Raw genomic sequence first — 14,304 nt, 5'->3', positions numbered from 1 at the left:
GGGGCTCGGCCCGGCCATGACGACCGGAGCCGACAACCAGGATCTGGAGGATCCATGGACTGGCTTCTGAATGCCGGGGATGACCCGGTACACAAGTTCTTGCTGATGATCATCTCGATCGCGCTGTTCATCGCGGTGATGGCCCTGATCCTCTTCGTGGTGGACCGGCGACGGAACCCGTCGAAGTGGTTCGTCGCAGGTGGGTTCGTCCTGCCGGCGCTGATCCTCCTCACGCTCGGTCTGCTCTACCCGGCCGCAGGGACCATCGTGAACTCGTTCCAGAACCGGAACGGTTCCGAGTTCATCGGCTTCGACAACTACGTCAGGGCCTTCAGCGAGCCGGCGTTCCTGCTCGTCCTCGGGAACACCGCCCTCTGGGTCCTGGTCGCACCGGCCCTGGCCACGTTCATCGGCCTGGTCTACGCGGTGGTGGTGGACCACAGCCGCTTCGAGAAGTTCGCGAAGGCCCTCGTGTTCCTGCCCATGGCCATCTCCATGGTCGGCGCGAGCATCATCTGGCGCTTCGTCTACGAGTTCAAGCCGGACCAGCCGGGCATCGAGCAGACCGGTCTGCTGAACCAGCTCATCGTCTGGATGGGCGGCTCACCCGTCCAGTTCCTGCTGGAGCGGCCGGGCAACACCTTCCTGCTCATGGTGGTGCTCATCTGGATCCAGACCGGGTTCTCGATGACCCTGCTCTCCGCGTCGATCCGCGCGATCCCCACGGACATCGTCGAGGCGGCGCGACTGGACGGGCTGTCGGGCTGGGGCATGTTCTGGCGCATCACCATCCCGAGCATCCGCCCGGCGCTGGTCGTCGTGCTGACCACCATCGCGATGACGACCCTCAAGGTCTTCGACATCGTCCGCACCATGACCGCGGGCCGGTACGGCACCTCGGTCGTGGCGAACGAGTTCTACGAGCAGAGCTTCCGGCAGAACAACGCCGGATTCGGTGCCGCGCTCGCCGTCCTGCTGTTCGTCATCGTCATCCCGGTGATCATCTACAACGTGCGCCAGATGCGCCTGGCTGAGGAGGTCCGATGAGTACCACACAGCCGGCCGTGGCTCCCCAGGCCACCCCGACGCCGTCGACCGTCAACGAGCGGGCGCGCACGGCGAAGAAGAGGCTCACCTCTCCGTGGGCGAGCGCGATCGCCGTCATCATCGCGATCATCTGGACGGTGCCGACCTTCGGGCTGCTGGTCACGTCCTTCCGACCAGAGCTCGACATCCGGCGCAGCGGCTGGTGGACGGTCTTCGGTGACGCGTTCGCGGGCGAGGGCGTGTTCACGCTGCGCAACTACGAGTCGGCGTTGTTCGACAGCTCGACCAACCTGATCGACTACTTCGTCAACTCGTTCGTGATCACGCTGCCCGCGGTGTTCATCCCGATCACCCTGGCCCTGCTCGCGGCCTACGCGTTCGCGTGGATCGACTTCAAGGGGCGCGACATCCTGTTCGTCGCGGTGTTCGCCCTGCAGATCGTCCCCATCCAGATCACGCTCATCCCGCTGCTGTCCGCGTACGTGGACACCGGGGTCAACGGCACGTTCTGGCCCATCTGGCTGTCGCACTCGATGTTCGCGCTGCCGCTGGCGATCTTCCTGCTGCACAACTTCATGCGGGACATCCCGTCCTCGCTCGTCGAGGCGGCCCGGGTGGACGGCGCGGGGCACGTGAAGATCTTCTTCTCGGTGATCCTTCCCCTGCTCACGCCGGCCATCGCGGCGTTCGGCATCTTCCAGTTCCTGTGGGTGTGGAACGACCTGCTGGTCGCGCTCGTCATGGGCGGCAACAACACGTTCCCGCTGACGGTGCGCGTGGCCGAGATGGCGGGCTCGCGCGGCGGCGACTGGCACGTGCTGTCGGCCGGTGCGTTCATCTCCATCGTGGTGCCGCTGATCGTGTTCCTGGCACTGCAGCGCTACTTCGTGCGTGGCCTGCTGGCCGGTTCCGTGAAGGGCTGACCCTCATCACGCCGAGGTAGTCCTGTGGCGAGGTAGTCGGGTGGCGAAGTAGTACTACTTCGCCACCCGACTACCTCGCCACAGGACTACCTCGGCGAAGTGGACTCCCGGGTCAGCAGGCTCTCCTTGACCGGCAGGCCGTAGCGGAATCCGCCCAGGGAGCCGTCGGTGCGCAGGATGCGGTGGCACGGCACGAACAGCGCCGCCGCGTTCATCGCGCACGCACCGGCCGCCGCCCGCACGGCGGCCGGCCGCCCGGCCCGGAGCGCGTACTCGCTGTACGTCAGGCGCTCCCCGGCCTTCACCTCACGCAGCACGTCCCACGCGTGCGTGCGGAACGGCCCGCTCGCCTGGCGTACGGGTACCCGGCCGGGTGCCCCGTGATCGCCGTCGTAGTAGGCGCGCACCGCGTCGGCCGCCTCGGCGAGCACGCCGGCCGGCCGGCCGCCGGTCATGGACGCTTCGGCCGACGGCCGGAGGGTCGGGTGGACGAGGCCGAGGAGCGCGTCGAGGTCGGCGGTCCAGCCGGCGGCGAGCACGGCCTCCGGTGCCTCTCCCGAGGCGCCCTGCGTGGCCGGCCCGGCGCCGACGAGAATGCTGAACGGGCCGTCCGGGGTGGTGAGGGTCGTGGCGTTCATGCTGGTCCTTTCGTGAGGTGGGTCGTCGTGCGCGCCGGCGTCGAGGGGCAGGCGCGCCGGCCAGGTCAGGCGGAGCGCCAGAGATGCATGGCGGCGTACGAGCGCCAGGGCGCCCACGCCGCGCCGCGTCGGGCGAGCTCCTTGAACTGGTGGGGTCGTGGCACCGCCGCGGAGACCAGGCCCAGGTTGCGGGCGCCGGCGAGCAGGGCGACGTCGCCGTCCATGAGCACGTCGGGGTCGCCGAGCACCCGCAGCGCGACGTACCCGGCGGTCCAGGGGCCGATGCCCGGCCGGGACACCAGGCGCCGACGCAGGTCGTCGGGGTCGTCGCCGACGCTCAGGGCGAGAGTGCCGTCCGCGAGGTCGCGGCCCGCGTCGAGCACGGTCGCGAGGGTGCGGGCAGGCAGGCGGAGGTAGGCCTCGGCGCCCTGTCGGCCGTCACGGAGAGCCGTGCCGGCCACCTGGGCGGGTTCGGGAAAGAGCCGGGTGAGCCCCTCGAACGCGGAGGTGTAGGGCGTGCCGACCCCCTTGGCGAGGCGGGACAGGTGGGTGCGCGCCGCGGCGACGCTGATCTGCTGGCCCACGATCGCGCGGACCAGCAGCTCCGCCGGGTCCAGCGTGCCGGGCACCCGGATCCCCGGGACCGCGGCGACCGACGGCGCGAGCTCCGGGTCGGCGGCGAGGGCGGAGTCGACGGCCACGGGGTCGGCGTCGAGGTCCAGCAGCCGCCGCACGCGGGCGACGGCGACCGGGGCGTCGGCCAGGTCGGCGAGCTCGAGGTCCAGGTCGACCCGGCCGCCGCCGGGCCGGGGCACCCGGACCTCGAACGCACCCGGGCCGTGCGGCAGGGTGACCGTCCTGGCGTACCGGAGGGGCGACACGACGCCGGGGGCGGCGGCGCTCACGTCAGCCGACTCGACGCCCTCGATCGCGCGGACCGCCAGGAACTCGAGCACGCCCTGCGCGTCGAACGGCTCCCGGACGGGCAGTGTGAGGGAGATCCGCACGCGCGCGGGGTCCGGAAGGTCGGCGCACGCGACCGGCTCGGGCCGACCTCGCTGGGCACCCCCGGTACCGGCGCTACCCCCGGTATCAGCGCCACCGGCGCGTCGTGCCTTCGCCCGGAGCTCCGACGGGGTGGTGCCGAATACCTCGGCCACGGTGTCGTTGAACTGCCGGATCGAACCGAACCCGGCGGCGAAGGCGACGTCGGCGAGCCGCAGGGAGGTGCCGACCAGGAGCGCGCGCGCCGTCTGGGCGCGCTGGGCCCGGGCGAGCGCGAGCGGCCCGGCGCCCAGCTCGCCGACGAGCAGCCGGTGCAGCTGCCGCTCGGAATAGCCCAGGCGGGTCGCCAGGCCCGAGACGCCCTCGCGGTCGACCACGCCGTCCGCGACGAGGCGCATCGCGCGGCCCGTCAGGTCGCGCCGCAGGTCCCAGGCGGGGGTGCCGGGAGCGGCCTCGGGCAGGCAGCGCTTGCACGCGCGGAACCCCGCCTCGTGCGCGGCAGCCGACGTCAGGTAGAACGAGACGTTCTCCGCCTTCGGCGTGCGCGCGGGGCAGGACGGCCGGCAGTAGATACCGGTGGTCCGGACCGCCGTGTAGAACTGCCCGTCGAAGCGGGAGTCACGCGCGGTGATGGCGCGGTAGCGCTCGGTGAACGCGGGATCGCGGAGCTCGACGTCGGTCATAGCCACCATCCTGCGCCCCGTCACGGCTAGCCGACTAGCGGGATTCGGACACGGCGGTGATCGTGCCGACGGTGCGCACAGGATCTCTCCTTCCTCACCCTGTGGATACATGGCGCTCGCGACACAGGCTCCGCCAGGATGGCGGGCATGCCAGCGACCTGGGCCGGCGACGTCGTCGCCCGCCTCACCGACACCACGAGGTGTCCCGCCTGCGGGGAACACCTCGCAGCCACCGTCTGTGCCGCCTGCGGGCTCGACGTCTCCGGGCGGCGCGCGCAGGACGTGTGGCGCCTGTCCGTCGCTGCCGCGGACGCCCTCCGGGAGCGGGAGGCGGTCCTCGGGGCGATGCGGCGGGCCCAGGTGGTGGTGGACCGCGGCGTGCCGGCTCCCCGGACGCCGGCACCCGCGCCGGCGACGGCACCGTCCACTCCCGGGTCTCCCGCGTTCGCGCCGCCGGCCGGGCGCGCGGAGACGGCACCCCTGCCGGTCCCGGAGCCCGTCCGCGAGCCCGTCCGCGAGCCGGCCCGGCAGCCCGTACCGACGGCGCCGCCTCGGCCGGCCGTCCAGCCGCCCGCCCCGCGCGAGGAGAAGGCGCCGGCGCGACGCCCGTCCGGGCCCGGCGTCTCCCTGCAGCCGATCCTCGCGGGCGCGGGCGCAACGCTGCTGGCGGTGTCGGCGGTGGTGTTCGTGTTCTTCACGTTCGGCGACAACCTTCTGCTCCGCGCTGTCGTCACCGGGATCGTCACGGTCGCGGCGGTGACGGTCGGCGCCCTCCTGCGCCGGTCCGGGCTGCGCACGACGAGCGAGGCGGTCGCCGCGCTCGCGGTGGTCCTGGCCTGGGTGGACGTCGAGCTGGGTCTGCAGGCGGGCCTGCTCGGGCAGCTCGACCCGGCGACGGCGCGTGCCGTGGTGCTCGCCGTGCTCGCTCCCGCGTTCGTCGCGATCGGGTCCTGGCTGCGGGTGCGGTCCTGGATGTCGGCGGGGCTGCTGTCGGCTCCGGTCGTCCCGGTGCTGGTGGCCGCGGGCCTGCCCTGGTCGGGGTGGTCCGTGTGGTGGTGGGTGCTCGCGCTGCTGCTGGTCGGGGGAGTCGCATGGGCGGCGATGCGGACGGCGCTCAGGGTCGAGCGGCGGTCCGGGAACGGGCTCGGTCCCGAGATCTTCGTGCTGCGGATCCTGCGCGCGGCCGGCCCGCCGCTGGCCCTGTTCACCGCGCTCGGCGCCCAGGCGGTGCCGTCGGCGGTCGAGGGTTCCACGGCGGTCCTGTGGTCCGGCGTGGTGGTGTGCTCGCTGGCGCTCGGGTCCTGGCTGCGGGTGCGGTCCTGGACGTCGGCGGGCCTGGTGGCGGCTCCGGTCGTGCCGCTGGTGGTCGTGCTCGGCCTGCCGACTGCCGCGGGGTCGGTGTGGTGGTGGGTGCTCGCCCTGGTCGCGGCCGCGGTCGTGGCGTGGACGGCGCTGCGGCTGCTCTCCGTGTTCGCCCGCCGGCTCGGCGGTTCCGTGACGTTCGAGCTCGAGACCGGGGTGCTGGAGGTGCTGCGCGCCGCCGGGCCGCCGCTCGCGCTGCTCGTCTCGCTCGGCGCCCAGGAGACGCCGCCGCTGACGCGGGCCGGTGTGACGGCCATGCTGTGGTCCGGCGTCGTCCTGTGCACGGTGCTGCTGGGCTACCGCCTCCGGGTGCGCCCCTGGCTGTCGACGGCGCTGCTCGCCGCACCGGTGGTGCCGGTGCTGGTGGTGCTCGCCGCGCCAGCTTCGGCATGGACCATGTGGTGGTGGGTGGTCGCGCTGGTGCTGGTCGCGCTCGTCGGCTGGGCGGCCGGACGCGCCGCGCCGATGCTCGCGGAGCGGTGCGCCACGTCGTTCGCCGTCGAGGCGGGGGCACTGCGCGTGGTCCGTGCGGCAGGCTTCCCGCTCGCCCTGGCGGCGTCCTGCGTGGCGGGTCCCGTGCTCTCCCTCACGGGTATTGGCGCGACCACGCTGCTGTGGTCGGCCCTGGTGGCGCTCTCCGCGGCGCTCGGGTACCGGCTCCGGGTGCGCTCCTGGTTGTCCGCCGCGGTGCTCGCCGCGCCGGCCGTGCCGGTGCTCGTGGCACTGAGCCTGCCCGGGTCGGTGTGGTCGGCGTGGTGGTGGGTGCTCGCGCTCGTGCTCGTCGCGGTGATGGCCTGGACGGCGATGCGGCTGCTCCCGATGTTCGACCGGCGGCTCGCTGCCCCTGGCGAACCGGTGTTCGCCGTCGAGGCGGGCATCCTGCGGGTGGTGCGCGCGGCAGGGCTGCCGGCCGCGCTCGCGGCGTCGGCCCTCGCGGTGTTCTCCGCGCCCGTCGCGCCGTTGTCCCGCGAGGGGACCACCGCCGTCCTGTGGTCCGCGGTGGTGGTCAGCGGCGTGGTGCTCGGTCACGCGCTGCGGGTCAGGGCGTGGTCGTCCGCCGGCGTGCTCGCGGCACCCGCCATCCCGTTGCTGCTGCTCAGCACCGCGGAGCTGCCCGGTGGCTCCTGGCTGCCCGCCATGGCAGTCCTCGCCACCGCGCTCACCACGCTCCTCGCGCGCGCCGTCGGGATGGTCTCCCGGTCCCGGATCGGATCCCGGCTGCGCGCCGAGACGCGTGTGCTCGACGTGGTGGCGTTGGTCGCGGTGCCGGTCGCCCTGCTCCTGTCGTTCGGGGTCCGGCAGCCGGACGCGCTGCCTGGCCTGGGCGGCACGGCGGCGCTCGTCGCCCTGTCCGCCGTCACCGTCGCGGCACTGCGGAGGGCCACCCACCACCGGCACTGGACGGTCTTCGGCGGTGTGCTCGCCGTGGCCGCCGGCGGCCTCCTGGGCGGTGTCGGGGAACAGTCGGCGACGGGCTGGGTCCCGTTCGGCGCGGCCAGCGTGTGGACGGCGCTCGCGCTCCTGACCGCGCCGCGCCTGCTGGCGGCGACGGGCCTTGGTTCCGTTCGCGGGGCGCTGCACCCGGCGACCCGGGACCACCTGCTGTTGAGCGGGTGGATCGCCGTCGCGGCCTCGGCCGTACCGGCGCTTGCGCTCGTCCCGGTGCGCGTGACTGACGCCTGGGTCGCGGCCTGGTCGGCGCCGGGCACCGGGTGGGCGGTGCCGACCGGGGCCCTGGTCGGCACCGCACCGGCCGGCGCGGTGGCGGGGGACACAGAGGCGCTGGTGAGCCTGAACCTGCCCTGGGCCCATCTGGGGACCGTCGCGCTCGCGGTCGTCACCCTGCTCGCGGCCAGGCTCGCCCGACGCGGGCGTCGGGTAGAGGCCGTCCTGGCTCCCCTGGTCGTGCTGCTGGCCGCCGTCGGTATCGCGCTCGACCCGCGCCTGCTCACTGTCGCCTCGCTGGCCGCCCTGACGCTGCTCGCGTTCGCGCTCGTCGCGGCGACGGCCGACCGGTCGGCCGCGTGGCGCGGCCTGCGCCCCGCCGTCACGCTCGTCCAGACGGCGGTCACGTCGTTGGTCCGCGCGTCGGGGCGCCTGCGCGCTCTCGGCGGGACCAGGGTCACCGGCGCCGACCTGCGGATCGCCCGTGCCACGGCGCTCACCGGTGCCGGCACGCTGATCGGCCTGCTGCTCGTCCTCTCCTGGGCGTCGCGCCCCACCGCCGCGGTGGGTGCCCTCGTCGTCTGCGCGCTGCTGCTGTCGCTGCGCGGGGTGCTGCGGCCGGTGACCCACCCGTGGCTGGTGGGCGCCGCGTACGTCTACCCGCTGGTGGTGCTCGGCGTCGTGCTCGCGTGGCTCGACCTGTCCGCCGTCGCCGCGATCTGCACGGTCTCCGCGGTCGCGTCCCTGGTGACGATCGCGGTCACCCTCGGGGCACGTACCTCGCGAGCCGAGTGGTACGTGGTGCTCGGTGTGACCGCCGGCCCGTTCGCGGCGGGTGTGGTCACGGTGGTGTTCGAACGCACCTGGTGGTCGGCGGGCGCCGCCGCGGCCATGCTGGCCCTCGAGCTGGTGCTGCTGCTCACCGCCCGTGCCGGCCTGTCCGGCCTGGTCCGGTCGGGAGCTGCCTTCCTCCTGCTGCCCACGGCGTCCGTCATGGTCACCAGCGCGGGCGCCATGGTCCTCGAGGTCTCGGGCTCGCCGTACGTGCTGCCGACCACCGCGCTGTTCGTCTCGGCGGTCGCCGGTGGCGCCGCCCGCGTGGCGGAACGGATCACCGCGCGGGTGCCCGACGGCGGACCGGAGCTGGCGGCAGGTGTGCACCGGAGCCTGGAGCGGTCCGCGCTGCTCACGGGTGCCATCACTATCCTGCTGGCCTATGCCCGGCCGGCGGCGGGCCCGGACGTCGCGGTCGCCGTGCTGCTGCTCCTCATGGCGGGTACCGCGCTCGTCGCCCGCGAACCGGGACGGCGGCGCCTCTGGCTGCTGGTCGCTGCACTGGGCTTCGCCGCACTGTGGACGGCGCTGGCCGGCGGCGACGTGGCGCTGATCGAGGCGTACACGCTTCCGCCGGCCCTGGTCGCGATCGCGGTGGGCGTGCTCCTCGCCTGGCGTCTCGGCCACGTGGCGGTCGCCCCCGCGGGCGGCACGACGCAGGATGGCGGTGGCGCGCCGAGCACGGGCCGTCAGCGGGTCACGCCGGTGACACATGCCTGGCGCCTCGCCGCGGCCGGCGCGGCGCTCGCCGTGGCGCCGAGCCTTCTGGTCCACCTGACCCGCACCGAGCCCGCAGACTGGCGAGCGTTCGCGCTGGTGGGCGGTGCGGTGCTCGCGCTGGCGGCCGCCTACGCCCTCGGGCTGGCGGCCGTGCGGGAACGGTTCGCCGTGCTGCGCGAGCCCTGGACGTACCCGGCGCGCCGCGGTCTGGCCGCCGTGGCGGCGCTGGCGGCACTCAGCGGCGTCGTCGAGTCCCTCCAGGTCGCGCGCGAACCGGTGTCCTGGCTCGGGTTCGACCGGCCCGTCTCGCCGACGCTGCCCCGCCTGAGCTGGTACGACGGCGCGCCGCTCGGGGTCCCGGTCGGTGCGGGGTGGGTGTTCGCCGTCGGACTCGGGTGGGCGCTCCTCGCCGGAACGCTGCTGATCGCCGCGGCCGTGGTGGCGCGGCGGTCGGCCGGGGGACGGACGGCACCGTGGCTCGACCGCTGGGGCATGGCGCCGGGCCTGGTGCTCGGTACGTTCGGCGCGGTGGCGAACGCCCGACCGGTCTGGGGCTCGATCGTGACGCTCCTCGTGCTGGAGCTCGTCCTGCTCGGCGTGCTCGTCCTGGTCACGCGGCGAGCGGGCAGAGCGGGAGCCGGCGCACCGCCGTGGCTGGTCTGGCTGTGTGCCGCGGCCGTGGCGATCGCCGCCTGGTCGCCACGTGAGCTGCGGGTCGAGGCGTTCTCGGTGATGCTGGGCGTCGGCCTGATCTGGTCCGGCGCGGTGGCCCTGCGCCGCTGGGTGGCGGCGGGCGAGCCGGACGGCGCCACGGGAACCCTCATGACCTGGCCGGTCGGCTATCGCGGGTCCTGGCGCACCGTCGGGTGGGGTATCGCGGCACTCGTCGGCCCCTCGGTGCTGTCCACCGTGACCGACCCGCTGACGATCCGGGCGTCCTGGGTGGTGCTGGCTGCGCTGGCCGCCGTCCTCGTGGGGTCACGGCTGCGTCTGTCGGCTCCGTTCTGGATCGGTGTCTGGACCCTGGCCGTCGAGGTCGTCGTCGTGTTCGCCAAGCTCGGGGTCGGCGTCTCGCCGTTGCCGTGGATCCTCACCCTCGTGCCCGCCGCGGTCGTCCTGCTCATCATCGCGACGCTCGACGAGCGGCGGACCGCGGCCTCGGGCGGTACGGCGGCGTACCTCCGCGACCTGCGCTGATGTCAGCCGCACCGCCCGGCCGCGCCGCCCGGGCGGCGCAACCTCAGACCTTCGCGTCCAGCCAGTCCAGCACCGTGGACAGGTACTTCTCCCGCGCCGGACGCGGGGACAGCGCCAGGTCGTGGGCGCCACCCTCGATGACGGCCAGGTCGACGGAGGCGCCCACCCGCGGCGCGCGGGCATGCATGTGCGCGACGTCGAGGATCGCGTCCGTGCTGAGCATGACCGCGGCGGCCCCGCCGTCGGGCCCGGTCGCGTCACTGGTGCACAGCAGGGCGGGGCACCGCACGGTCAGCCCGCGCGCCAGCCTGCGGTGGCCGCGCCGGATCGAGGCCAGCCATCCTGCCCGGACCGGGAACCCGGCGTACGGCTTCCAGCGCAGGTCGTACTCCCACTCGCCGCCCGTGGCGCGGTGCAGGGCACGGCCGTAGTCCTCGTCAAGATGAGCCAGGACGGTGCGCGGCGCGACCCGCCCGAGCGCGTACACGAGCTGGGTCACCAGGGTCCGGTCCGACCAGCTGCCCCGCAGGTCGAACCAGGGGCTGTTCAGCACCAGCGCCGTCACGAGGTCCGGGCGCGCGTGCGCGTACATCGAGGTGATGAGCCCGCCCATCGAGTGCCCCATCAGCACCAGTCCGCTGTGGCCGTCCGCGGCGATCGCCTCGGCCGCCGCGTCCAGGTCCTGCTGGTAGAGCCGCAGGCTGCCGACCATGTTGGCGTCGCCGCCCGCCGCCGTCCACGCCTCGATGGAGCGCCCGTAGCCGCGCAGGTCGATCGCGTAGAACGGGTAGCCCCACTCCGCGACGGCCTCGGCGAGGTGCCGTTGGAAGAAGTAGTCCGTGTAGCCGTGCACGTACAGCACGGGAGGGCGCCCCGGGCCGGGGACGTCCTGGGGCGTGTAGCGGACCAGGGTCGCCTCGGCGCCGTCGTCCGCCAGGGGACGTCGTCGCCGGGCCGCGGGAGCACGGAGCGCCCCGGACGGCCCCGGCAGTCGCAGGGTGCGCGCTTCGAAGCCGTCGCCCAGCACGTCGTCGGCCCACTCGTTCCCGCTGTCGTCCATGTCGCTCCTGTGCGTCATGCCTGCTTCTGGTCGGGCTGCCGTCCGCGCTGCCGTCGGCTGACGATATAGGTAAGGAGCCCGCCGAAGAGGAGTACCACGAACGTGGCGAGGGTGATCGGCGCGCCCCAGTCCGAGATGATGCCCTCGGCCGGGTGCGGCGCCGGGCTGGGCGTGCCCACGGTGCTCGGCATGTCGTCGGTGCCCTCCACGGGGATCAGCCCGCGCGCCGACAGCCGTGTGGCCTGCTCGGTGTCCGGGCGCCAGGTGACGGTGTACCCGTCGATCTCGCCGTTGGCCTCCGTGACCGGGCCGGGAAAGGTGAGCGCGACGGTGGCGTCGACGGAGCCGAGGGCGCCGTCGGGCAGGTTCTCGATGCCCTCCACGCGCTCCGCCAGGTCGAGCACGCCGGTGACCACGTACTCGCCGCCGTCACGGGTGACCTGGACGTCGCCGTCACTGAGCGCGGCCAGCGTCGCGACGGGCTCGTCGTCGAACACGTAGCGGGAACCGGTGTAGCCGTCCTCGGCGTACGGCTCCTCGGCCACGGAGTCCGGGACGTCGCCCAGCACCTCGTCCCGGTACTCGGCCCAGACATCGGCGGGGTCGCCGCCGAACAGCCCGGCGGCATCGTCGGAGACGGCGACGACCAGGGTGCCGTCGGCGGTGTCGTGGTCGGTGAGGGTGGCCCGCAGGTCGAGGCGGACGCACCCGGTCAGCGCCAGGACGACGAGCACCGCGCCGACGACGGCGCGCGCCGTGCCGTGCGGGACACGCACGCCGGCCGGGTCTCTTCGTGTCCCCTCAGGTTTCACCCGGCCAGTCTGCCCGATCCCGATCCCGGTCAGTACCCCGGCGGGAAGCTCGGAGGCAGGCCCGGCTCCGGAGGCGTCGCCTGCTCCTGCGGGTGCGGCCGCGCGGGGCCGTACGGGGCCGGCTGTGCGGCGGCCCCCGGCGGGAAGGTTTCGCCGGCGGGCCCGTCCGGCCGACGGTCCCGCACCCGCAGCATGGCCTGCCACACGATGACGCCGATGAGCAGCAGGATGACCAGTCCGCTCAGGCCGAGCACCAGGATCATCCATTCCGGGACGACGGGGAGGGTCACCACCTCGGCGGCACCTGCCGCCTCGTCGGCGGACCTCTCGACGGGGGCGACGGCGGACCCTCGCGCTCGGATGTCGACGGACTCGCCCACCGTCGGCTCCCAGCGCACCGTCGTGCCGTCGACGGTGCCGTTCGAGTCCTTCACGCTGCCGGGGAACGTGATGTCGACGGTGACGCTCAGGTTGTCGACGGACGCCCCACCGCGGCTCCCGAGCCCCTCCTCGGTGAGGTCGAGCGTGCCGGACACCACGTAGTCGGAGCCCTTGCGGACCACCTTGATGGGCCAGCCCACCCGGGCGCCGACCCCGTCGATCGCCGTCCGGGGGTAGACGTACCGCGTGCCGGTGTAGCCCTCCTGCTGAAAGTCCTCGGTCCGGTCCGCATCCTTCGCGGGGTCCTCCTGGCCCTCGGTCAGGGCGTCGATGACGTCGTCGGGGGACTGCCCGGTCTGGTCCAGGTACTTGTCCTCGACGGCGAGCACCACGCTCGACACCGCGCCGTCGTCCGGCTTCAGCTCCACCTCGACACCCATGCGCACGCACCCGGACAGAGCCAGGGTCAGTACGGCGAGGGTGGCGGCTGCCACGGCGCGAGAGCGGGTCACCGAGACAGCATGCCGGTCACCCCCCGGTATCGAAAAGCCTGATTGAGGGGAGTTGTCCCCATGGTCGGGACGGCCGGTAGCAGGTAGCGGCCTGCCGGGCCGTCGTCAGGCGGTGGGTGCCGAGACGGCCGCGGTGGTCGTCGTGGCGGCCAGCGTCCGCTCCCGGCGCAGCGCGGGCAGGAAGCACGCGGCACCCAGCGTGCTGAACGCTCCGGCGATGATCATCGCCGTCGACGTGGACAGCATGTCCGCGGTCCAGCCGAGGACCGGGCCGGCCACGGAGAACGACGCGAACGCGATCATCGAGGCCATCGAGAGCACCGTCGTGCGGTTCCGGGACTCGGCCTCGCGGTGCAGCAGCGCCTGGTACGCGGGCCCGCAGGCGCCGTGCAGGCCGTACGTCACGAGATAGGCGGCGACGAGCCCGACCGGGCCGAGGGCCAGGCCCATCCACACGGCTCCGAGCCCGTTGAGCAGCCGGGCGATGATGGCAGTACGGGCCACGCCGATGCGGGGCGTGGCCAGGCCGGTCAGGGCGGCACCGGCTGCGAACACCGCCCAGCCCGCCGCGGCGGCCGGCCCGGCCACCGTGGCACCGGCCGCGGTACCGCCCAGCATCTCGGAGAGCCGGATCGGCTGGAACGTCTCGAACACCACCATGCCGACGCTCCAGAACACCTCGACGAGGAGCAGCCAGCGCAGCACCCGGTTGTCGCGGGCGAGGCGCAGCCCGTCGCGGATGACACCGGGCGCCTGGCGCGCGGACTCGAGCACCCGGCTCCTCCCGCTGCCCGACGGCGGCAGGGCCGGCGCCGCGCCGGGGCCGGCGGTGGCGGACTCGTCGACCACGGGGGCAGCGGTCCTCGGCATCTCCCGGACCAGCACCGTCACGGCGACGAGGTGCGCCGTCGCGAGGGCGGCGTACACCGCGTAGGGCAGCGTCAGCGCGGACCACCCGCCGAACGGGTGCCACCAGACGAGCCCGCCCGAGACGAGGGCGCCCGCGGCGATCGAGACGCCCAGCACGGTGCTGTGCGCCGCCAGTGGCCGGTCGACGTCAGCGCCGGGCTCCGTGGCGTGCACGGTGTCGACGAACCAGGCCTCCAGCGGCCCGGAGTCGAGTGCCCTGAAGGCACCGGTGACCGCTGCCGCCAGGGCGAACGTCCAGAAGGTCTGCGCGGTGAGGAACAGCCACGCGGCCGCGACCTGGAGCACGGCCGCGGCGATGAGCAGGGGACGGCGCCCGAGAGCGTCGGCGAGCCCACTGGTGGGCAGCTCCAGGAGGAAGACGGTGAGTCCCGTGATGGACAGCGCCGTCAGTGCCTGCGTGACTGTGAGCCCGCGCTCCAGCGGGAGGAGGGTCGTCACGGTGATGACCAGCCCGACGGGGAACCACCGGGTCGCCGTCAGCAGCAGGAAGACCTGCCGGGCCCTCGTGGGNGCAGCAGGAAGACCTGCCGGGCCC

The 14,304-nt window shown here is 74.0% G+C and carries 9 protein-coding genes; 3 read left to right on the top strand and 6 right to left on the bottom strand.

Going from position 1 to position 14,304, the window contains the following annotated elements:
* Window positions 1–105: 105 nt before the first annotated feature.
* Both ACYVK7_RS01170 and ACYVK7_RS01165 read left to right on the top strand, forming a co-directional pair.
* The gene (locus tag ACYVK7_RS01170; protein ID WP_460885840.1) at window positions 106–1,047 is read left to right on the top strand and encodes a carbohydrate ABC transporter permease; all 942 of its coding nucleotides are present in this window, start codon (window positions 106–108) and stop codon (window positions 1,045–1,047) included.
* Complete coding sequence (locus ACYVK7_RS01165; RefSeq protein WP_460885839.1) at window positions 1,044–1,970, top strand: carbohydrate ABC transporter permease; 927 nt, start codon at window positions 1,044–1,046, stop codon at window positions 1,968–1,970. The genes ACYVK7_RS01170 and ACYVK7_RS01165 overlap by 4 nt, the downstream gene beginning before the upstream one ends.
* Before the next feature lie 86 nt (window positions 1,971–2,056).
* Here the strand turns inward: ACYVK7_RS01165 and ACYVK7_RS01160 are convergent, their stop codons facing one another.
* Window positions 2,057–2,608, bottom strand: a complete 552-nt coding sequence (locus tag ACYVK7_RS01160) for a methylated-DNA--[protein]-cysteine S-methyltransferase (RefSeq protein WP_460885838.1) — start codon at window positions 2,606–2,608, stop codon at window positions 2,057–2,059.
* A gap of 65 nt (window positions 2,609–2,673) precedes the next feature.
* On the bottom strand, window positions 2,674–4,296 hold the full coding sequence (locus tag ACYVK7_RS01155; protein WP_460885837.1) for an AlkA N-terminal domain-containing protein: 1,623 nt from the start codon (window positions 4,294–4,296) through the stop codon (window positions 2,674–2,676).
* Between the two features lie 147 nt (window positions 4,297–4,443).
* Here ACYVK7_RS01155 and ACYVK7_RS01150 point away from each other — a divergent pair, with 147 nt between their 5' ends.
* On the top strand, window positions 4,444–10,074 hold the full coding sequence (locus ACYVK7_RS01150; RefSeq protein WP_460885836.1) for a hypothetical protein: 5,631 nt from the start codon (window positions 4,444–4,446) through the stop codon (window positions 10,072–10,074).
* A 43-nt stretch (window positions 10,075–10,117) separates the two neighbouring features.
* Here the strand turns inward: ACYVK7_RS01150 and ACYVK7_RS01145 are convergent, their stop codons facing one another.
* The 4 genes from ACYVK7_RS01145 to ACYVK7_RS01130 all read right to left on the bottom strand — a co-directional run bounded on the left by ACYVK7_RS01145 (window position 10,118) and on the right by ACYVK7_RS01130 (window position 14,249).
* On the bottom strand, window positions 10,118–11,152 hold the full coding sequence (locus tag ACYVK7_RS01145) for an alpha/beta hydrolase (protein WP_460885835.1): 1,035 nt from the start codon (window positions 11,150–11,152) through the stop codon (window positions 10,118–10,120).
* The gene (locus tag ACYVK7_RS01140; RefSeq protein ID WP_460885834.1) at window positions 11,149–11,910 is read right to left on the bottom strand and encodes an LppM family (lipo)protein; all 762 of its coding nucleotides are present in this window, start codon (window positions 11,908–11,910) and stop codon (window positions 11,149–11,151) included. Before ACYVK7_RS01140 ends, ACYVK7_RS01145 begins: the two co-directional genes overlap by 4 nt.
* 65 nt (window positions 11,911–11,975) lie before the next feature.
* Window positions 11,976–12,839, bottom strand: a complete 864-nt coding sequence (locus tag ACYVK7_RS01135) for an LppM family (lipo)protein (protein WP_460885833.1) — start codon at window positions 12,837–12,839, stop codon at window positions 11,976–11,978.
* A gap of 105 nt (window positions 12,840–12,944) precedes the next feature.
* Window positions 12,945–14,249 carry an MFS transporter gene (locus ACYVK7_RS01130; protein WP_460885967.1) on the bottom strand — a complete coding sequence of 435 codons (1,305 nt, stop codon included), beginning with the start codon at window positions 14,247–14,249 and terminating at the stop codon, window positions 12,945–12,947.
* Between the last annotated feature and the right edge of the window lie 55 nt (window positions 14,250–14,304).

The organism is Promicromonospora xylanilytica, from assembly GCF_054782895.1.
This window is presented reverse-complemented; position numbering and strand designations above follow the sequence as displayed.